We start from the raw sequence: 18,980 nt of genomic DNA, 5'->3' as shown, positions 1-18,980 counted from the left end.
GCGACATAATCGCCTCGATGGTCTCCATGGACAGCAAACTCGAGGCGGCGGTGGGCGCCAAGTCGGCCAAGGCGCTGGCCGGCGCTCTGGACCTGCACACCGTCGGTGACCTGGTCCGCTACTTCCCCCGGCGGTACGCCGAACGGGGGGAGCTGACCGACATCGCCGGGCTGGAGATCGGCGAGCACGCGACCGTGATGGCGCGCGTGCAGTCGTTCAACGAGCGGCGCATGCGGCAGCGCTCCGGGTGGATCAGCGAGGTCGTCATCACCGACGGCAACCGCACGCTGGAGTGCACCTTCTTCAACCAGCGGCACCACAAGCGCGCCCTCACGCCGGGCACGAACGCGCTGTTCGCTGGCAAGGTGTCGCGGTACCGGAACAAGCTGCAGCTCACCAACCCCGACTACCAGCTGCTCACCGAGGAGGTCGAGGGCGACGCGGCGGGCGCCGCGGAGACGGTCGAGAAGTTCACCGGGCTCATCCCGGTGTACCCGGCCGCGGCGTCGATCCAGTCGTGGCAGGTCGCGAAGTGCGTGCGGCAGGTGCTGTCGATGCTGGACGAGATCGAGGACCCGATGCCCGCGGACCTCCGGGAGCGCCGGGGCCTGTCGAACTACGACGACGCCATCCGCAAGATCCACACCGCGTCCGACTGGCCCGGCGTGCACGCGGCGCGCGAGCGGCTGAAGTGGGACGAGGCGATGGCGGTCCAGCTGGCGCTCGCGCAGCGGCGGCACGGCGCGGTCTCGCGTCCCGCCCCGGAGTGCAAGCGCCGCGACGACGGGCTGCTCGCCGCGTTCGACAAGCGGCTGCCGTTCACGCTCACCGCGGGCCAGCAGGAGGTCGGCGAGGCGATCGCGGCCGACCTCGAGGTCGCGCACCCGATGAACCGGCTGCTGCAGGGCGAGGTCGGGTCCGGCAAGACGATCGTGGCGCTGCGGGCGATGCTGCAGGTCGTGGACGCGGGCAGGCAGGCCGCGCTGCTCGCGCCGACGGAGGTGCTCGCCGCGCAGCACGCCCGGTCGCTCACGAACATGCTGGGTGACCTGGCGATGGCGGGGGAGCTGGGCGCGGCCGAGGAGGCCACGCGCATCACGCTGCTCACCGGCTCGCTGCCCGCCGCGCAGCGCAAGCAGGCGCTGCTGGACGCGGCGAGCGGGGCGGCGGGCATCGTCGTCGGCACGCACGCGCTGATCCAGGACACCGTGCAGTTCGCCGACCTCGGGTTCGTGGTGGTCGACGAGCAGCACCGGTTCGGCGTCGAGCAGCGGGACGCGCTGCGCACGCGCGCGGGCGAGAACAGCAGCCCGCACGTGCTGGTCATGACGGCCACACCGATCCCGCGCACGGTCGCCATGACCGTGTACGGCGACCTGGAGACGTCGTCGCTGCGGGAGCTGCCCGCGGGCCGGTCGCCGATCAGCACGGCCGTGGTGCCCGCGGCGGAGAAGCCCGCGTGGCTGGAGCGGGCGTGGCAGCGGATCCGGGAGGAGGTCGCCGCCGGGCACCAGGCGTACGTGGTGTGCCCGCGGATCGGCGACCAGGAGTCCGCGGAGGACGTGAACCTGAACTCCGACGACGGCCGCCGCCCGCCGCTGTCGGTGGTCGAGGTGGCGGAGATGCTCGCCGAGGGCCCGCTCAAGGGGCTGCGGCTGGCACTGCTGCACGGCAGGCTGCCTGCCGACGAGAAGGACGTGGTGATGCGGGCGTTCGCCGCGGGCGAGGTCGACGTCCTGGTGGCGACCACGGTCGTCGAGGTCGGTGTGGACGTGCCGAACTCGACCGCCATGGTGATCATGGACGCGGACCGGTTCGGGGTGTCGCAGCTGCACCAGCTGCGTGGCCGGGTCGGCCGCGGCAAGGCCGCGGGCGTGTGCCTCCTCGTCACGGAAACGCTGGGGGGCACGGCCACCCGAGAACGCCTGGACGCCGTCGCGTCCACATTGGACGGCTTCGAGCTGGCGCGGGTGGACCTGGAGATGCGGCGCGAGGGCGACATCCTCGGCGCCACCCAGTCCGGCAAGCGGTCGGCGCTGAAGTTGCTCTCCCTGTTGCGGGACGAGGAGCTGATCGCCGAGGCAAGGACCGAGGCGCAGGATCTCGTGTCCAGGTCGCCGGATTTGGCCGACTACCCCGGTTTGGCGTCGATGGTCGCGTCGCTGGTTTCCGGCACCAAGGCCGAATATCTCGAAAAGGCGTGAATTCCCCTGCGCCGTGCCGGTGACCCGTCCGGGTGCCCGGCCGCCGTGGGAGCGCTGGATTCGTCCCTCGACCAGAATGCCGAAAGCCCCCGCCGGAATGACGGGGGCTTTCGGCGATCGTGCGTTTACTTGCTGTTGGCCTGCGCCTTCTCCGGCCGCGGCTGGGCCGGTGCCGGGCGCTGGGTGGCCTTCTGGGCCGCCGCGAAGTGGCGCTTCGCGTCCTCCAGGATCGAGAACGTCGTGTTGACGTGCTCGGACACCCGGCGCTCGAACTCGTCGGCCTGGCGCATCCGGTCGGCGGCCTCGGCGAGGCGCTGCTCGGCGTCCTCGACGATCTTCGCCGCGCGGATCTTCGCGTTGGCCTGCTGCTCGTTGAGCTCCTTCTCGACCTCGGCGCGCTTGGCGGCCAGTGCCTTGTCCGACGCCTGGGCGCGGGCCTCGGCGTCGGCCACGGTCTTGTCCGCCTGCTGCTGGGCCATGGACTCCAGCTCGGCCAGGTTCGCCTCCACCGAGGCCTTCTTCTCGGCCAGCGCCCGCTCCTGCTCGTCGGTGCGGCGCTTGGCCTCCTCGATGATCTTGGCGGCCTGCTGCTGGGCGGACTGCTGACGTGCGGCGAGTTGCTTCTCCGCCTCCGCCTTCTCGCTGGCCACGGTCTCGCGGATCTTGCCGGCCTCGACCTCGGCGTCGCCGACGATCTTCGCGGCGCGGGCCTTCGCGGCGGACTCGCGCTGGGCGATCTGCTGGTCGGCCTCGGCCCGCTCGGCGGCGATCGTCTCGCGGATCTTCGCGGCCTCGCGCTCGGCGTCGCCGACGATCTTGGCCGCCCGGTCCTTCGCGACCGCGGCCCGCTCCGACAGCTCCCGCTCCAGCTCGGCGCGGCGCTGGTTGAGGGCCGCCTCGGTCTCCTGCTCCAGCGACGCCCGCTTCTCGGCCGCCTTCTGGTCGAGCAGTTCCCGCTGCTTGAGCGCGTCCGCGTCGCGCTGCTCGCGGCGCTGCTTGGCCTCCGCGTCCAGCTGCGCGATCCGGGTCTCGTTGGCCTTGGTCGCCCGCTCGATCTCGGCGCGGGCCTCCGCCATCAGCTGCTCGTGCTCGGTGGCGTTGCGGGCCCGGAGCTGCTCGTACTCGTTCTCGAGCGTCGCGTGGTTCTTCGCGTACTCGGCCTCGAGCGTCTTGCGCCGCTCCGCGAGCTCCGCGGTGATGGCGTCCTGCTTGGCCTTCTGCTCCTTGGCGTACTTCGCGACGTCCGCCTTGACGCTGGCCGCGTACTCGTCCGCCGCCGCCTTCGTCTGCGCGACGTACTGGTCGGCGTTCTTGCGCGTGGCCGCGGCGTGCTCGTCGGCGTCGTGCCTGGTCTTGGCCGCGTAGGCGTCCGCGTCCTCTCTCGTCGCGGACGCGTGGGCGTCGGCCTTCGCGCGCGTGGCGTGGGAGTACTCGTCCGCGTCGGCTCTCGTCGACCGGTCGTAGTTGTCGGCGTCGCGCTTGAACTCGGCGATCTCTTCCTCGGCGAGCTGCCACATCAGCCGCTGTCGCTCCGTCATCGCCTCCGCGGAGGTCGGGTTGACGGTGATGCGGTGCAGCTGCTCCTTGACGTCGAGCAACTGCTGCTGGGCGCTGCCGAGGGCCTTGGTCAGCTCGGCGACCTTGGCGACCGCCTCGTCGCGGCTCTTCGTGACGTGGCTCAGGTCGAACGAGAGGCGCGTGACTCGCTCGTTGACCTGGCGCGGGTTGTAGCCGCGGAGGACAGTGTCAAAACGGGGGACGCGGAGATTCGCGTCAGACTCGCCATCGGCCATGTCGCCACACTTTAGATGGTCCCCCTGGCGGGTCACTCCGGCAGGCGGGTGATAAGCCGCCGAAGACCACCCCGTGCGTTGAGCGGCGGGATGGTCTTCGGCGGGGCTAATCAGCCGCGCGGCATTACCACGGTGGGCGTTTGCTCGGTCGAGTGATCATCAATTGGGGATATCGGTGACGCCTCGTCACGGCGGATTCGGCCCGGCCACCAGTTCGCCCTGCCCAGGAGTGCCATCAGCGACGGCAGCACCAGCACCCGGATGACCATGGCGTCGACGAACACGGCGACCGCCAGCCCGACCCCCATCTGTTTCATCTCGTTCAGCGACAGGGTCGCGAAGATCGCGAACACCGACACCATCAGCACGGCCGCGGACGTCACGACCCCGGCCGAGCGGCTGATGCCGTGCGACACCGCGTCCCGGGTGGACAGTCCGCCTCGCACCGCCTCGCGGATCCGGCTCACCACGAACACGTGGTAGTCCATGGACAGTCCGAACAGGACCGCGAAGAGGAACAGCGGGATCCAGGCGACGAGCGCGCCGTTGGAGTGGAAGCCGAGCAGGCCCTCCGCCCACTCGTGCTGGAACACGAGCGTGAGCGTGCCGAACGCGGCCGCCGCGGACAGCGAGTTGAGCACCAGCGCGGTCAGCGCCACCAGCAGCGACCGGAACGTGACGGCCATGATCAGGAACGTCAGCAGCAGCACGAAACCGATCACGACCGGCATCCGGTCGGCGAGGTTGCCGGTGTAGTCGACGTTCTCCGCGATCTCGCCGCCGACCGCGTGCTCGGCCCCGCTCACCGTCCCGACCGTGACGGGCACGAGGGTGGTGCGCAGCGCGTCGAGCGACCGCTCGCCCTCGTCGGTGCCGATGCCCGCCGTGGTCGGGATGTCCAGCGTGGTGACCCGCCCGTCGGCCGACGTCTCGATCGCGGGCGCGTCGACGTTCGCGAACAACGGGTCGTCCTGGGTGCGGCCGGACAGGTCGGTCAGCGCTGCCCGCACCTCCTCCGCCTGTGCCGGCTCGGCCCGCACCGCGATCACGTGGTTCGTGCCCTCGCTCGGGAACGCCGAGGTCAGGCGGTCGTAGGCCCGCATGACCGGGATGGTGCGCGGCAGGTCGGACTCGCTGGAGGACTTCAGCTCCATGTCCAGTGCCGGGAGCGCGAGCGCGCCGAGCGCCGCGACCGACAGCAGCAGCGTGACCAGCGGGTACCGCAGCGCGGGCCGCAGCAGGCGCGGCCACACGCGGGGCGGTCCGGTGCGGTTGGTGAGCCGCCACAGCAGCGGGACCCTCGGCCGGTCGACGCGCTTGCCGAGCTTCGCGAGCAGGGCGGGCAGCACGGTCAGCGACCCGAGCACCGCCACCGCGACCACGATGATCGACCCGGTCGCCAGCGAGGCGAACACGGCGTCGTTCGCGAGGTACAGCCCCGCCATCGAGACGATCACCGCGATGCCCGAGACCACGACCGAGTGGCCGGACGTGGCCGCCGCGATCTCCACGGCACTCGTGTGGGTCATGCCCTTCTGCCGTTCCTCGCGTTCCCGCTTGAGGTAGAAGAGCGAGTAGTCCACGCCGACGGCCATGCCCATCAGGACGATCATGCTGCCGAGCGAGTCGACGGCCGGCACGAAGTGCGACACCAGCGCGGAGAGCCCGAACGCGGCGCCGACCGCGGACATCGCGAGCAGCACCGGCACCCCGGCGGCGACGATCGCGCCGAACGCGATCAGCATGATCAGGAGCGTCACCGGCACGCTGATCAGCTCCGCCTTCAGCAGGTCGTCGCCGACCTGGTCGTTGATGCCCTTGTTGATCGACGGGCCGCCGACCTGTTCCACCCGGACGTCCGGGTGGTCCCGCTGCACGGCCGCGGTCGCGTCGTGGAGCGGGCCGAGGCGGTCGCTCGCCCCGTCCGGCTCGCCGGCCATGGTGACCGGCACGAGCAACGCGGTCCCGTCCCGCGACGGCACCGGGTCGCCGACCTCCGCGACCTCGTCGAGCGCCGCCAGCCGGTCCGCGGCGTCGGTCGCGGCCGCCTGCCCCTCGGCCGGATCGAGCCGCCCGGAGCGGGCGGTGACGAGCACGTTCTCCTTCGCGTGCTCCGCGAAGTTCCCCTCCTCGACGATCGTGGTGGCGCGCCCGGACTCGCCGACGGCCATGTCCGACCCGGTCGCCTCCCTGTTGCCCGCCCACCCGCCCGCGGCGAAGCACACCGCGACGAACACGACCCACATCCCGATCGCGCGCCACGGGTGCGTCGCGCTCCACCTCGCCACGCGGACCGTTGCCGGTTGCCTGCGCATCCGCTTTCCTTTCCTTGTGTCCCAATGGGTCCGATGGTTTCGGAACCGGTGGTCCGGCACACGGGTGCGCGCCCCCGAACGGGGGGTGGGGCCAGCCCTACCGCCGCATGGCAATTGGTGAAGCTTGCTCACATATCGGTGGTCGCGTAACGAGATGGGTATGAACCTGCGCAAGCTGTTGGCGAAAATCGGGGTCGCGTGCCTGCTCGGGACGTTGTGGGCGGCGCCGGCGAACGCGGAGCCGGAACGGTACGGCGACTACATCGTGGTCCTGAACCAGGACGCGGGTGCCTTCACGCACCGGTTCGCGTCCGTGTCGCACGTCTACTCGTCCGCGCTGGACGGGTTTTCGGCGCGGTTGACGGAAAAACAGGCGGCCGCGCTCGCCCGTGAGTCCGGTGTGGACGCGGTGGTGCGGGACACCCCGGTGCGCGCCATGGGCGAGCAGCTCAACCCGCCGTGGGGGCTGGACCGCATCGACCAGCGGGACCTGCCGCTCGACGGCCGGTACCGGTACCCGAACGAGGCGCCGGACGTGCACGCGTACGTGCTCGACACCGGGGTGCGCGCGACGCACACGGACTTCGGCGGCCGCGTGCTGCCCGGCTACGACTTCATCGGCGACGACACCGACGCGAGCGACGGCAACGGGCACGGCACGTTCATCGCGGGCATCATCGGCGGGGCGAAGTACGGGGTCGCGAAGAAGATCAAGATCGTGCCGGTGAAGGTGCTGGGCGACAACGGTTCCGGCGCCATGTCGGACGTCATCGCCGGTATCGACTGGGTCACCGCCAACGCCGTCAAGCCCGCGGTGGCGAACATGAGCCTCGGCGGTTCGGCGAACCTGGCGCTGGACACCGCGGTCCGCAACTCCATCGCCTCCGGCGTCAGCTACACGGTCGCGGCGGGCGGTTCGGCGAGCAACGCGGGGAACTACTCGCCCGCACGGGTCACCGAGGCGCTGACGATCGGCGCGAGCGGCATGAACGACTGCATCTCGACGACCACGAACACCGGTTCGGTCGTGGACATGTTCGCGCCGGGCGTGAACATCGTCGGCCCGTGGGCGACGAGCAACACCGCGACGGCGACGCTGTCGGGGTCGTCGCTGTCGGCCCCGCACGTGGCCGGTGCCGCGGGCATCTACCTGCAGGCCAACCCGGCCGCCACGGCCGCGCAGGTGCAGACGGCGCTCGTTGCGGCGTCTACAAAGGACCGGCTGTGCAACGTCCCGGCGGGCACCGCGAACCGCCTCCTGTACGTCGGCTAGGCGATGACCGTCCAGGTGTCGTTCTCGCAGTGGAGGTGGTCGCCGACGGGGGAGTAGCCGGTGTCGCCGTCGCCGGGGCACGGTTCGCCTGCGAAGGGGCCGTTGGGGTCGGACTTGACGGGGAAGCCGCCGGGCGGTGCCGTGACCCAGCTCTGCGGGGTGGTGGTGCCGCGGGTGCGCTGGCACCGCTCGCCGCCGCCCGCGCGGGTCTGGCCGATGTCGACCGCGCTGCAGGGCTCGACGACCTCCGGCGCCCAGCGGCCCGGCTGCTCGTCGCCACCCGGCCGGCCGACCGCGGTGGCGGTGCCGGGCACGTCGCGGTGGGTGGCCGCCCACCACAGGGTCCCGGCGCCACCCGCCAGGAGCAGCACGACGACGAGGAGCACCGCGCGCCGCAGCTTCCTCCGGCGGGTCTGACGGGCGGGCTTGGCAGGCTTCTGCCGGGCTTCGCCTCGGGGCGGGGTGGGGAAGGCGGGTGGCTGGACGGCCGAGCCGGTGGCCGGGGTGGGTGGCTGGGCGGCGGAGCCCGTGGTGGCGGCGAGGCCGTTCGCCTGCGCGGGTGGTGCTTCCGTGACCCGTGCCGTCGGGCCGCCGTCGATCGGCGGAGCGACCGGAGCGTCGGCGGGGAGGTGGGTTGTCGGTGTCTCGGGGCCGTCCGCGGTCCAGCCCGGTGGCACCGACGCCAGCAGGTCCGGGACGGGCACCGTGGTCAGGTCGCGCCTCGACCCCGGAGGCGCGGCGCGGAGCAGCGCCTCCCGCGCCTGCGTGCAGTCCGTGTACCGGCGGGCGGGGTCCGGGTCCGCCATCCGCGTCAGCACCAGCGCCAGCGGGCCCGGCACCTCCTCCGGCAGCGGCACGGTGTGCGTCCACGACGACGGCATGTCCGGCGACGCGTTGCTGTGGTGCACGAGGCGCCGCCCCGACAGCAGCTCCGCCGCCAGCACGCCCACGGCGAAGAGGTCCGTCGCAGGCGAGGGCTGCGTGCCGTCGAGGTACTCCGGGGCCAGGTAGCCGGGTGTGCCGATGGCGGCGCCGATGCCCGTCATGGACACGGTCCGCCACGTCGCGATGCCGAAGTCGCCGACCAGCAGGTGCGGGGGCTCGGTCCCGTGCGAGCGGAGCAGCAGGTTCGCGGGCTTGAGGTCGCGGTGCACCACGCCGGTCGCGTGCAGTGCCTCCAGCGCCTGCAGGACCTGGTCCACGGCCTCGGTGACCCAGCCGACGGGGAGCGCGCCGTGGCTCGCCATCAGGGACCGCACGGAGCCGCCGCGGGCCAGCTCCGTCACCAGCCACGCGCGGTCGTCCACCAGGCGGAACGCCAGCGTGTTGACCAGGTGCGGGTGCCGCACCCGGATCCGCGACTCGATGACGAAGCGCAGGAGCCCCAGCTCGTCCTGACCGGTGAAGCGCTTCAGCGCCACCCACCGCCCGTCGGCGCGGTCCCACGCCAGGTGCACCTCGCCGAACGCGCCCGCACCCAGCGGCAGCACCCGCGTCCACCGCTCCTGATCGTCCACGGCACCAGAGGTTACTGACTGGCAGGATGTCGCAACCGGACGTCGACCGGATGCGTCCGATGGCAACACGACCGGTACTGAGGGGGATCATGCGCACGGCACTCGTAGTCCTGGCCGCGACGGGACTGCTCCTGTCGGCCTGCGGCACCGGCACCGCGGGCACGCCGACGGCGGCGGACCGGCGGGCGACGGCGGAGACGACCACCACCAGCCGCGCACCGTTCGAGGGCGAGGTGCTCGGCAACGGCGAGGTGGTCCGCGCCGACAAGCTCGACGGCATCCGCCTCGAATCACCCGAGGACGGCGCGCTGCGCAACTACGGGGTGGCCGTCGAGGTGCTCGACTTCGGCACGGCCGACGTGGTCGACGCGGGCGGCGGCGTCCAGTACGGCGCGGACGAGGACGCGAAGCTGCTCGCGTTCCGCCTGCGGGTGACGCCCTTCGCCGAGGACCTGGGCAGCAAGGTCACCGCGACGGTCGCCGTCGACGGCCGGCAGCGCAGCCTGCCCGACTTCGAGTACGCGATCGGCACGCCCGGCGAGGACCAGACCATCCAGTACCTGGTCGGCGTCCCGGACGACCGGCGCGAGGTCGAGCTGGAGCTGAAGTACGCCGACCTCGCCCAGCACTTCGACCTCCTGGAGGGCAGGCGCACCGGCGAGCAGCCCGAGATCCTGTACCGGTCACCCGACGAGCCGTCCGTCTACGTCGAGAACCTGACGCCCGCCCGGCTGCCGGTGATCGACTCCGACGGCGAGCCCGGCAACTACGTCATCGGCGTCACCTGGGCCGGGCTCACCTACTTCACCACCGAACTGGGTGACACGCCCGCCGCCCCGGACAAGGCCTGGCTCGTGGTCGCCTACGAGGCCACGGGCGACGGGGCCATGGAGGTCACCGGCACGAGCGGGTGTGTGCTGCCGTTCTCCGCGTTCACGCTCACCGCCGACGGCGAGACGTACGCCGTGGTCGACAAGCACTCCGAGATGGAGGAGTTCGAGACGCGGAAGGTGCTGGTCTTCGAGGTGCCCGCGAGCCTGACCGAGGCCGGGCTGACCGTGAAAGCGCAGTCATTCAACTGCGCGTCCGGCGGCAATGACCACCAGTACCGGGCGACCAAGGACGCCACCGTGTCGATCACCCTTCCGGAGGACTGAGCCCTAAACAGTCAGGCCCGTCACGTGGGACAGAACTCCCGACAGGCGGGAATGACCGGGTAACGTTCCGGTCAGTTCCCGACCCCCTGCAGGAGGTACGGCATGTTCCGCAAGGTGCTCGTCGCCAACCGCGGCGAGATCGCCATCCGGGCATTTCGCGCCGGATACGAGCTGGGAGCCGGCACGGTCGCCGTCTTCCCGCACGAGGACCGCAACTCGGCACACCGCATGAAGGCCGACGAGGCCTACGAGATCGGCGAACCGGGCCATCCCGTCCGCGCCTACCTCTCCGTCGAGGAGATCATCAAGGCGGCGCGGAAGGCCGAGGCCGACGCGGTGTACCCCGGCTACGGCTTCCTGTCGGAGAACCCGGAACTGGCACGGGCGTGCGAGGCCGCGGGCATCACCTTCGTCGGCCCGCCCACCGCGATCCTCGAGCTGACCGGCAACAAGGCCCGCGCGGTCGCCGCCGCGCGCGAGGCGGGCATCCCGGTGCTCCGGTCCTCCGCGCCGTCGGCCGACCTGGACGAGCTGCTCCGGGCCGGGGACGAGCTGGGCTTCCCGCTGTTCGTCAAGGCCGTCGCGGGCGGTGGCGGGCGCGGCATGCGGCGGGTGATGGAGCCCAAGGCGCTGCGCGAGTCGCTCGAGGCGGCCATGCGCGAGGCCGAGTCCGCGTTCGGCGACGCGACCGTGTTCCTCGAGCAGGCCGTGATCAACCCGCGGCACATCGAGGTGCAGATCCTCGCCGACGGCGCGGGCAACGTGATGCACCTGTTCGAGCGCGACTGCTCGGTGCAGCGCCGCCACCAGAAGGTCATCGAGATCGCGCCGGCGCCGAACCTCGACCCGGAGCTGCGGGAACGCATCTGCGGCGACGCGGTGAAGTTCGCCCGGCACATCGGCTACCGCAACGCGGGCACCGTCGAGTTCCTGCTGTCCGAGGACGGGCAGCACGTGTTCATCGAGATGAACCCGCGCATCCAGGTCGAGCACACGGTCACCGAGGAGATCACCGACGTCGACCTCGTGCAGTCGCAGCTGCGGATCGCGAGCGGCGAGACCCTCGCCGACCTGGGCCTGTCCCAGGACTCGGTGCGGATCCGGGGCGCCGCGCTGCAGTGCCGCATCACCACCGAGGACCCGGCCAACGGGTTCCGCCCGGACACCGGCAAGATCAGCGCCTACCGCTCGCCGGGCGGCGCGGGCATCCGCCTCGACGGCGGCACCGTCTCGCCGGGCACCGAGATCAGCGCCCACTTCGACTCGATGCTCGTGAAGCTGTCCTGCCGCGGCCGGGACTTCCCCGCCGCGGTGGCGAGGGCGCGCCGCGCGGTCGCCGAGTTCCGCATCCGCGGCGTCTCCACCAACATCCCGTTCCTGCAGGCGGTGCTGGACGACCCAGACTTCATCGCGGGCAAGGTCACCACGTCGTTCATCGAGGACCGGCCGCACCTGCTGACCGCGCGCAGCTCGTCGGACCGCGGCACCAGGCTGCTGTCCTACCTCGTCGACGTCACGGTCAACAAGCCGCACGGCGAGCGGCCCGACGTGATCGACCCGGTCGAGAAGCTGCCGGACATCGAGCTGTCCACGCCGCCGGCCGGGTCGAAGCAGAAGCTCGACGAGCTCGGCCCGGAGGGCTTCGCACGCTGGCTGCGGGAGTCGAAGGCGGTCGGTGTCACCGACACGACGTTCCGCGACGCGCACCAGTCGCTGCTCGCGACCCGGGTGCGCACCAAGGACCTCGTGACGGTCGCGCCGTACGTCGCGCAGATGACCCCGGAGCTGCTGTCGGTCGAGTGCTGGGGCGGCGCGACCTACGACGTGGCGCTGCGGTTCCTCGCCGAGGACCCGTGGGAGCGGCTCGCGAAGCTCCGCGAGGCGATGCCGAACCTGTGCCTGCAGATGCTGCTGCGCGGCCGCAACACCGTGGGGTACACCCCGTACCCGACCGAGGTGACGACCGCGTTCGTGGAGGAGGCGACCGCGACCGGCATCGACATCTTCCGCATCTTCGACGCGCTCAACGACGTCGAGCAGATGCGGCCCGCCATCGAGGCGGTGCTGTCGACCGGGAAGGCGGTCGCCGAGGTCGCGCTGTGCTACACCGCCGACCTGTCCGACCCGAACGAGCGGCTGTACACACTGGACTACTACCTCAAGCTGGCCGAGCAGATCGTCGGCGCGGGCGCGCAGGTGCTCTGCATCAAGGACATGGCCGGGCTGCTGCGCCCGCCCGCCGCGCACCGGCTGGTCACCGCGCTCCGCAAGGAGTTCGAGCTGCCGGTCCACCTGCACACGCACGACACCGCCGGTGGCCAGCTGGCGACCTACCTCGCCGCCATCCAGGCCGGCGTGGACGCGGTCGACGGCGCGTCGGCGTCGATGGCGGGCACCACGTCGCAGCCGTCGCTCTCGGCCATCGTCGCCGCCACCGACCACGGTGAGCGGGAGACCGGGCTGGACCTGCAGAAGGTGTGCGACCTCGAGCCGTACTGGGAGATCGTGCGGAAGATCTACGCGCCGTTCGAGGCCGGGCTGCCCGGGCCGAGCGGCCGCGTGTACACCCACGAGATCCCGGGCGGACAGTTGTCGAACCTGCGCACGCAGGCGGCGGCGCTGGGGCTCGCGGACCGGTTCGAGGAGATCGAGGCGACCTACGCGGCCGCGGACCGCATGCTGGGCCACCTCATCAAGGTGACCCCGTCGTCCAAAGTGGTCGGCGACCTGGCGCTGCACCTCGTCGGCGCGGGCGTGGACCCGAAGGAGTTCGAGGCCGACCCGGGCCGGTTCGACATCCCGGGCTCGGTGATCGGCTTCCTGCGCGGCGAGCTCGGCGACCCGGCAGGTGGGTGGCCGGAGCCGTTCCGCACCAAGGCGTTGCGGGGCCGCCCGCCCGCGCCGGAGCCGCCCGGGCTGTCCGACGAGGACCGGGCGGGCCTCGCCGGTGACCGGCGGGCCACGCTGAACCGGCTGCTGTTCCCCGCGCCCGCCAAGGAGTTCCTGGCGCAGCGCGAGCAGTTCAGCGACACGTCCGTGCTGGCGAGCAAGGACTTCTTCTACGGCCTCAAGCCACGCATCGAGTACCCGGTCGACCTGGAGAAGGGCGTCCGGATGCTGATCGAGCTGGAGGCGATCGGCGAGGCGGACGAGCGCGGCATGCGGACCGTCATGGCCAAGCTGAACGGCCAGTTGCGCGCCACCCAGGTGCGGGACCGGTCGGTGGCGTCGGACGTGCCGGTGGCCGAGCGCGCGGACCGGGCCAACCCGAACCACGTCGGCGCGCCGTTCGCCGGGGTGGTGACGCTGTCGGTCGCCGAGGGCGACACGGTCGAGGCGGGCGACACGGTGGCGACGATCGAGGCCATGAAGATGGAGGCGTCGATCACCGCGCCGAAGGCCGGGACCGTGGCGCGGGTGGCGATCGGGTCGGTGCAACAGGTGGAGGGCGGCGACCTGCTCGTCGTGCTGAGCTGAGGCTCGACACCGGTTATCGTTGTTCGAGTGGTTAGCGAGAAGGTGCCGCCGTACGCGGTGCGCGTCGGCGGCACCCTCCTGCCCAAACCGATCGCAGGGCATCCCGCGTTGGAGCTGTGCAACACCCTCGCCGGGTGGGACGACCCGCCGCCGACGCGGCACGAGTGGCTGAACTCCGACGACGACGTCGCCGTGTGGGCGGAGTTCACCGGCCTGCTGCCCGCGTGCCGCAGCGAGGTGCTCGCCGACCTGCGCGAACTCCGGGCGGTGGCGTACCGCCTGCTCCGCCACCGCGACGAGACGGCGTTCCCGGCGCTCGCCGCGTACGCCGACGAGGCCAACGCGCTGCGGCGCCTCACGCCCGACGGCTTCCGCCTGCCGCCCGGCGACGACCCCCGCCTGCCACTGCACGCGGCGGCCCTCGCCGTGGCGGACCTGCTCACCCGCCCAGAACGGGACACGATCCGGGCCTGCCCCGGCGACGGCTGCGGCTGGCTGTTCCTCGACCCGAGGGGCCGCCGCGTGTGGTGCTCCATGGCCGCGTGCGGGAACCGGGCGAAGGTCCGCGCGTACGCGTCCAGGAAACGCTAGGCGGCGCTGCCCGCGAGCGCCTGGCGCAACGCGGACTCGAAGACCTCCACCGGCTGCGCGCCGGACACCCCGTACTTGCGGTCCAGCACGAAGAACGGCACCCCGGTCGCCCCGAGGAGCCTGGCCTCCCGGATGTCGGCTTCCACGTCGGACGTGTACCGGTCGCTCGTCACCACCGCGCGGGCGCCCTCGACGCCGATGTCCTCGGCGAGCCGCACGAGCGTGTCCACGTCGTTGACGGTCTCGCCCTCGACGAGCTGCGCGCGCATCAGCCGTTCGTGCATCTCGCCGCCGAGACCCTGCGCCTTCGCGTGGTGGGTCAGGCGGTGCGCGTCGAAGGTGTTGACCATGACCGCGTGGTCGTAGTCGTAGTGCAGGCCCTCGATCGCGGCCAGGTCGGTCACGCGCTGGGTCATCGCCCGGACGTCACCGCCGAACTTCTTCGCCAGCCCCTCGTACACGGGGATGGCCTCGCCGCGGGGGAACGCGGGGTCGAGCTGGAAGCTGCGCCACTCCACCTCGACCGGGTGGTCGAACCCGGCGAGCGCGGACTCCAGCCGCCGCTTGCCGATGTAGCACCACGGGCACACGATGTCGGACCAGACCTCGATCTTCACAGCGCGCAGCTCCCGTCCTCGCACACCGGCACGTCCTCGTCCCCGAGCGTCACCAGCGTCACGGGCACGTCCTCGGTCTCTTCGTCCATGCAACAGACGAACCACTCCGGGCGCGCGGTAATTCCGTCCTCAGGCCTCCGCCATGTCCTTCCAGCAGAAGTCGTCGCCCTCGTAGGCGACCGTGATGACCACGGTGGACTCGACGCGCCGCGTCCCGTCGACCAGTACGGCACGCGCCGTCGCCGTCGCGGTCGGGCCCGCGTCGTCGATCTCCCCCTGCACGGCGAACTCCTCGACGAGGTCGGCCTCCTCGACGTAGCCCCGGATCGCCGGTTCCGAGCCGGGGCAGATGAGCCGCGTCAGCCCGTCCTGGTCCTGGTCGCAGAAGCCCTGGACGATCTTCGAGACGAGCGCGGCGACCTTCTGGGCGCTGCCGTCCCGCACGCCGCCGTCGCCGGAGACGTCGCCCGTCCCGCAGCCGCCACCATCGCCCGGGCCGGCCGCGGTGCCGCCGGAGTCCTCGTCACCGAGCAGGAACCCGGGGGCGACGAAGCCCGTGATGGTGAACACGAGCAGCGCCACGACCGCCACGCCGATCCCGGCGACGAGCCCGGTCCTGCTCTTCTTCCGAGGCTGCTGGCCGCCCGGTGGGTGCCAGCTCGGGTGCTGTGGGTACGTCACCAGCCGACCGTAGAAGGCAGCCGGGGCGGCTCGTGACCGTCGATCGACCCACAGGGACCGGGTGCGTCACGGCCAGTCGGGGTCGCTCGTCAGCACCGTCAACCGCTGTGTCGCGCGGGTCAGCGCCACGTACAGGGTGCGCGGGCCGGTCGTCGACTCGGTCACCAGCTCCGTCGGTTCCACCAGCACCACCGCGTCGTACTCGAGGCCCTTCGCCTCGATGCCGTCCACGACGTTCAGGCGCTCGTCGGTGATCTCCGCCAGCTGCTCGCGGGTCTGGTCGAGCCTGCCCGCCGCGGTGATGACGCCGACCGTGCCGTCCATCTCGTCGAGCAGCTGCCGGGTCGCGAGCCGCAGCGCGTCGGGCAGCTCCGGCGGGTCGACCAGCCGCACCGACGGCTTCACCCCGGTGCTGCGCACGGCACGCGGGAGCTGGTCCGGCGTCGACACGTCGGTCACCACCTGCGCGGCCAGCTCGAAGATCTCCGCCGAGTTCCGGTAGTTCGTCCGCAGCTGGAACTGCCGCCGCTGGGTCCGCGCACCCACCGCGGACACCCTGGCCTGCTCCGCCTCCGCCGGGTCCGGCCACGACGACTGCACCGGGTCGCCGACGATCGTCCAGCTCGCGTACTTGCCGCGCCTGCCGATCATCCGCCACTGCATCGGCGACAGGTCCTGCGCCTCGTCGACCACGATGTGCGAGTACTCGTCGTAGTGCTCGCCCCGCCGCGGCGCGGGTGTCCAGTCCGGGTTCTCCGCGCGCACCCGCCTGCGGTGCCGCTTCGGCGGCGGCCCGAGCAGCACCCGCAGCTCGTCGAGCAGCGCCACGTCCGCGACCGTCGGGCCCGCGGCCGGGTCGGCCCACGACTCGACGAGCGCGTCGATCTCGGCAGGCGTGAAGGCGCGGCCCGCGGCCCTGCGCAGCCGGTCGCGGTCGGCGAGCAGCCGCAGCGCCTCCTGCTCGGTCAGGATCGGCCACCACACCACCACGAAGCGGTGGAAGTCGATGCGCTCACCCAGGTCGGTGATCAGCTCGTCGCGGTCGAAGCCCAGGCCGTACGAGTCGGCCTTGCGCCACAGCGCCTCCAGCAGCGCCTCCGCGGCGTCCACCCGGGACTGGTTCGGCGGCCGGTTGATGCCCTGCACCGCACGCCGCACCTTCGCGAGGTCACGCGAGTCGAGCTTCAGCACCTCACCCTTGAAGGTGATGCGCAGCTCGTCCGGCGCGCCCGGGTGCGGTTCGCGCAGTACGCGCTTGAGCACCCTGCGCATCCGCAGCGAACCCTTGATGCGGCTCACCTCGGCGGAGTCGATGCCAGTCGCGCGGACCCCGTCGAGCACCTCGCCCAGCGACCGCAGCTCGACCGTGTCCTCGCCCATGGACGGCAGGACCCGGGAGATGTAGGAGGTGAAGGCGGGCGACGGACCCACGACCAGCACACCCGACCCGCCCATGCGGCGCCGGTCGCGGTACAGCAGGTAGGCGACGCGGTGCAGTGCCACGGCCGTCTTGCCGGTGCCCGGGCCGCCCGTGATCTCGGTGACACCCTTCCACGGCGCCCGGATCGCCTCGTCCTGCTCGCGCTGGATGGTGGCGACGATGTCGCGCATCTTGTCGCCGCGCGCCCTGGTCAGCGACGCCATCAGCGCGCCTTCGCCGACCACCGCCATGCCGTCCGGGCGTTTCTCCGGGGCCAGCAGGTCGTCGTCGATGTCCACAACGGACTGGCCGGTGGAGCGGATGACCCTGCGGCGCACCACGTTCATCGGCTGCTCGGCGGTCGCCTGGTAGAAGGCGGCCGCGGCGGGCGCCCGCCAGTCGGTGACGAGGTTGTCGAAGTTCACGTCCCGGATGCCGAGCCTGCCGACGTACATGGTCTCGCCGTCGGTGTTGTCGAGGCGGCCGAACACGAGCCCCTCGTGCTCGGCGTCGAGGGTGCGCAGGATCTGCGTGGCGTGACGCACCATCACGTCACGTTCGAACAGCATCGCGGCCTGCTCGAAGATGGCCTCGTTGCGCGCCCCGTGGGCGAGCTGGTCGCCGCGCTTGCGCATGGCCTCGGCCTCGGTGCGCATCTCGTCGACGCGCTGGTAGACGACGTCGACGTGTGCTTGTTCGACCGCGATCTCGGTCTGCCTGTCGGAGGTCTGCGACACGCACCGCTCCTGTGAGTGCCAGCGTGTTGGGTGGGAAGAGCGAGCCTACGCGAATTGCGCGGACAAGGTGGTGAGCACCTCGATCAACATGCCCTGCGACCATGTCCCGTGTGACGAGGATCGTGGCCGGACGGGCAGGAGGGCGGCGGCTGGCCGTGCCGCGGCAGGGCACGCGGCCGACGTCGGACCGCGTGCGCGAGGCCCTGTTCAGCGCCCTCGAGTCCGCTGTGGACCTCGACGGGGCGCGGGTGCTCGACCTGTACGCGGGCAGCGGCGCCCTGGGGCTGGAAGCGCTGTCACGGGGCGCGGCCGAGGCGGTGTTCGTGGAGTCCGCCGCTGGGGCGCTCGCGGTGCTGCGCCGCAACGTCGCCGCGGTCGGGCTGCCGGGGGTGGTGCGACCGGGGAAGGTCGCGACCGTGCTCGCGGCGGGTACCGGCGCGCCGTTCGACCTGGTGCTGGCCGACCCGCCGTACGCGGTGGAGGACCTGTCCGCCGAGCTGGGCCTGCTGGTGTCGGAGGGTTGGGTCGCGGCGGACTCGGTGGTGGTCGTCGAGCGGTCGCGGCGGGCGCGGGAGGTCGAGTGGCCGCCGCCGCTGGAAGCCATCCGGGTCAAGCACTACGGGGAGACGTCACTGCACTGGGCGCGATGGCCGTGACCAACACCACCGTCGACAGGTCCGCCCAGGTGAGGGCTGATACCTTCCGCCCATGAGGCGTGCCGTCTGCCCCGGTTCCTACGACCCACCGACCAACGGGCACCTGGACATCCTGGAGAGAGCGGCAGGCCTCTTCGACGAGGTCGTCGTCGCCGTGCTCATCAACAAGAGCAAGAAGGGCCTGTTCACGGTCGAGGAGCGGATGGAGCTGCTCGCCGAGTCCGTGGCCCACCTCGACAACGTGCGGATCGACTCGTGGCACGGGCTGCTCGTCGACTACTGCCGCCAGAACGACATCCAGGCCATCGTGAAGGGCCTGCGCGCGGTCAGCGACTTCGACTACGAGCTGCAGATGGCGCAGATGAACCAGCAGCTCACCGGGGTCGAGACGCTGTTCATGCCGACCAAGCCGCTCAACAGCTTCCTGTCCAGCTCCCTGGTCAAGGAAGTGGCGACCTACGGCGGCGACGTCGCGCACCTGCTCCCCAAGACGGTCCACCGCCGTCTCGTCGAGCGCCTCGCTGACGGCGGCGGTAGGTAAC

The 18,980-nt window shown here is 71.8% G+C and carries 13 protein-coding genes; 7 read left to right on the top strand and 6 right to left on the bottom strand.

What is annotated here, in order from left to right:
• Positions 1-17: 17 nt before the first annotated feature.
• Positions 18-2,204, top strand: coding sequence for an ATP-dependent DNA helicase RecG (recG, locus tag ACYQ77_RS33405; protein ID WP_459718473.1), 2,187 nt, complete (start codon positions 18-20; stop codon positions 2,202-2,204).
• 125 nt (positions 2,205-2,329) lie between these two features.
• Here recG and ACYQ77_RS33400 read toward each other — a convergent pair whose 3' ends face one another.
• Positions 2,330-3,997, bottom strand: a complete 1,668-nt coding sequence (locus tag ACYQ77_RS33400; RefSeq protein WP_459718470.1) for a coiled-coil domain-containing protein — start codon at positions 3,995-3,997, stop codon at positions 2,330-2,332.
• A gap of 110 nt (positions 3,998-4,107) precedes the next feature.
• Positions 4,108-6,312, bottom strand: a complete 2,205-nt coding sequence (locus ACYQ77_RS33395; RefSeq protein WP_459718469.1) for an MMPL family transporter — start codon at positions 6,310-6,312, stop codon at positions 4,108-4,110.
• A gap of 160 nt (positions 6,313-6,472) precedes the next feature.
• Here ACYQ77_RS33395 and ACYQ77_RS33390 point away from each other — a divergent pair, with 160 nt between their 5' ends.
• Complete coding sequence (locus tag ACYQ77_RS33390) at positions 6,473-7,585, top strand: S8 family peptidase (protein ID WP_459718466.1); 1,113 nt, start codon at positions 6,473-6,475, stop codon at positions 7,583-7,585.
• Here ACYQ77_RS33390 and ACYQ77_RS33385 read toward each other — a convergent pair.
• A complete protein-coding gene (locus tag ACYQ77_RS33385) occupies positions 7,582-9,102 on the bottom strand; it encodes a serine/threonine-protein kinase (RefSeq protein WP_459718463.1) in 1,521 nt (506 codons plus the stop codon). The two genes, ACYQ77_RS33390 and ACYQ77_RS33385, sit on opposite strands and share 4 nt — an antisense overlap.
• A gap of 89 nt (positions 9,103-9,191) precedes the next feature.
• Between ACYQ77_RS33385 and ACYQ77_RS33380 the strand changes: the two genes are divergently transcribed.
• From ACYQ77_RS33380 to ACYQ77_RS33370, 3 genes are all read left to right on the top strand, one after another.
• Positions 9,192-10,259 carry a hypothetical protein gene (locus ACYQ77_RS33380; RefSeq protein ID WP_459718461.1) on the top strand — a complete coding sequence of 356 codons (1,068 nt, stop codon included), beginning with the start codon at positions 9,192-9,194 and terminating at the stop codon, positions 10,257-10,259.
• Between the two features lie 102 nt (positions 10,260-10,361).
• Positions 10,362-13,736, top strand: coding sequence for a pyruvate carboxylase (locus ACYQ77_RS33375; RefSeq protein ID WP_459718458.1), 3,375 nt, complete (start codon positions 10,362-10,364; stop codon positions 13,734-13,736).
• 27 nt (positions 13,737-13,763) lie between these two features.
• Complete coding sequence (locus ACYQ77_RS33370; RefSeq protein WP_459718455.1) at positions 13,764-14,327, top strand: CGNR zinc finger domain-containing protein; 564 nt, start codon at positions 13,764-13,766, stop codon at positions 14,325-14,327.
• Here ACYQ77_RS33370 and ACYQ77_RS33365 read toward each other — a convergent pair.
• The 3 genes from ACYQ77_RS33365 to ACYQ77_RS33355 form a co-directional block, all read right to left on the bottom strand.
• Positions 14,324-14,944: a DsbA family oxidoreductase gene (locus ACYQ77_RS33365; protein WP_459718453.1), complete on the bottom strand. Its 621-nt coding sequence runs from the start codon at positions 14,942-14,944 to the stop codon at positions 14,324-14,326. The two genes, ACYQ77_RS33370 and ACYQ77_RS33365, sit on opposite strands and share 4 nt — an antisense overlap.
• Before the next feature lie 129 nt (positions 14,945-15,073).
• Entirely contained in the window at positions 15,074-15,625 is a 552-nt protein-coding gene (locus tag ACYQ77_RS33360) for a hypothetical protein (protein ID WP_459718451.1), read from the bottom strand.
• 66 nt (positions 15,626-15,691) lie between these two features.
• Positions 15,692-17,782 (bottom strand): HelD family protein, encoded by a 2,091-nt coding sequence (locus tag ACYQ77_RS33355; protein ID WP_459718448.1) that lies wholly within the window; start codon positions 17,780-17,782, stop codon positions 15,692-15,694.
• Between the two features lie 110 nt (positions 17,783-17,892).
• Between ACYQ77_RS33355 and rsmD the strand changes: the two genes are divergently transcribed.
• Together rsmD and coaD are read left to right on the top strand one after the other, a co-directional pair.
• Positions 17,893-18,438 (top strand): 16S rRNA (guanine(966)-N(2))-methyltransferase RsmD, encoded by a 546-nt coding sequence (gene rsmD, locus ACYQ77_RS33350; RefSeq protein WP_459718445.1) that lies wholly within the window; start codon positions 17,893-17,895, stop codon positions 18,436-18,438.
• 52 nt (positions 18,439-18,490) lie between these two features.
• Entirely contained in the window at positions 18,491-18,979 is a 489-nt protein-coding gene (gene coaD / locus ACYQ77_RS33345) for a pantetheine-phosphate adenylyltransferase (protein WP_459718442.1), read from the top strand.
• Position 18,980: the final 1 nt, after the last annotated feature.

The organism is Actinophytocola sp. KF-1, from assembly GCF_054661535.1.
This window is presented reverse-complemented; position numbering and strand designations above follow the sequence as displayed.

Bases quoted from the DNA above. Each gene is read 5' to 3' on its own strand.
- recG (WP_459718473.1), top strand. From the start codon at position 18: ATGGTCTCCATGGACAGCAAACTCGAGGCGGCGGTGGGCGCCAAGTCG.
- ACYQ77_RS33380 (WP_459718461.1), top strand. From the start codon at position 9,192: ATGCGCACGGCACTCGTAGTCCTGGCCGCGACGGGACTGCTCCTGTCG.
- ACYQ77_RS33400 (WP_459718470.1), bottom strand. From the start codon at position 3,997: ATGGCCGATGGCGAGTCTGACGCGAATCTCCGCGTCCCCCGTTTTGAC.
- coaD (WP_459718442.1), top strand. From the start codon at position 18,491: ATGAGGCGTGCCGTCTGCCCCGGTTCCTACGACCCACCGACCAACGGG.
- ACYQ77_RS33395 (WP_459718469.1), bottom strand. From the start codon at position 6,312: ATGCGCAGGCAACCGGCAACGGTCCGCGTGGCGAGGTGGAGCGCGACG.
- ACYQ77_RS33375 (WP_459718458.1), top strand. From the start codon at position 10,362: ATGTTCCGCAAGGTGCTCGTCGCCAACCGCGGCGAGATCGCCATCCGG.
- ACYQ77_RS33390 (WP_459718466.1), top strand. From the start codon at position 6,473: ATGAACCTGCGCAAGCTGTTGGCGAAAATCGGGGTCGCGTGCCTGCTC.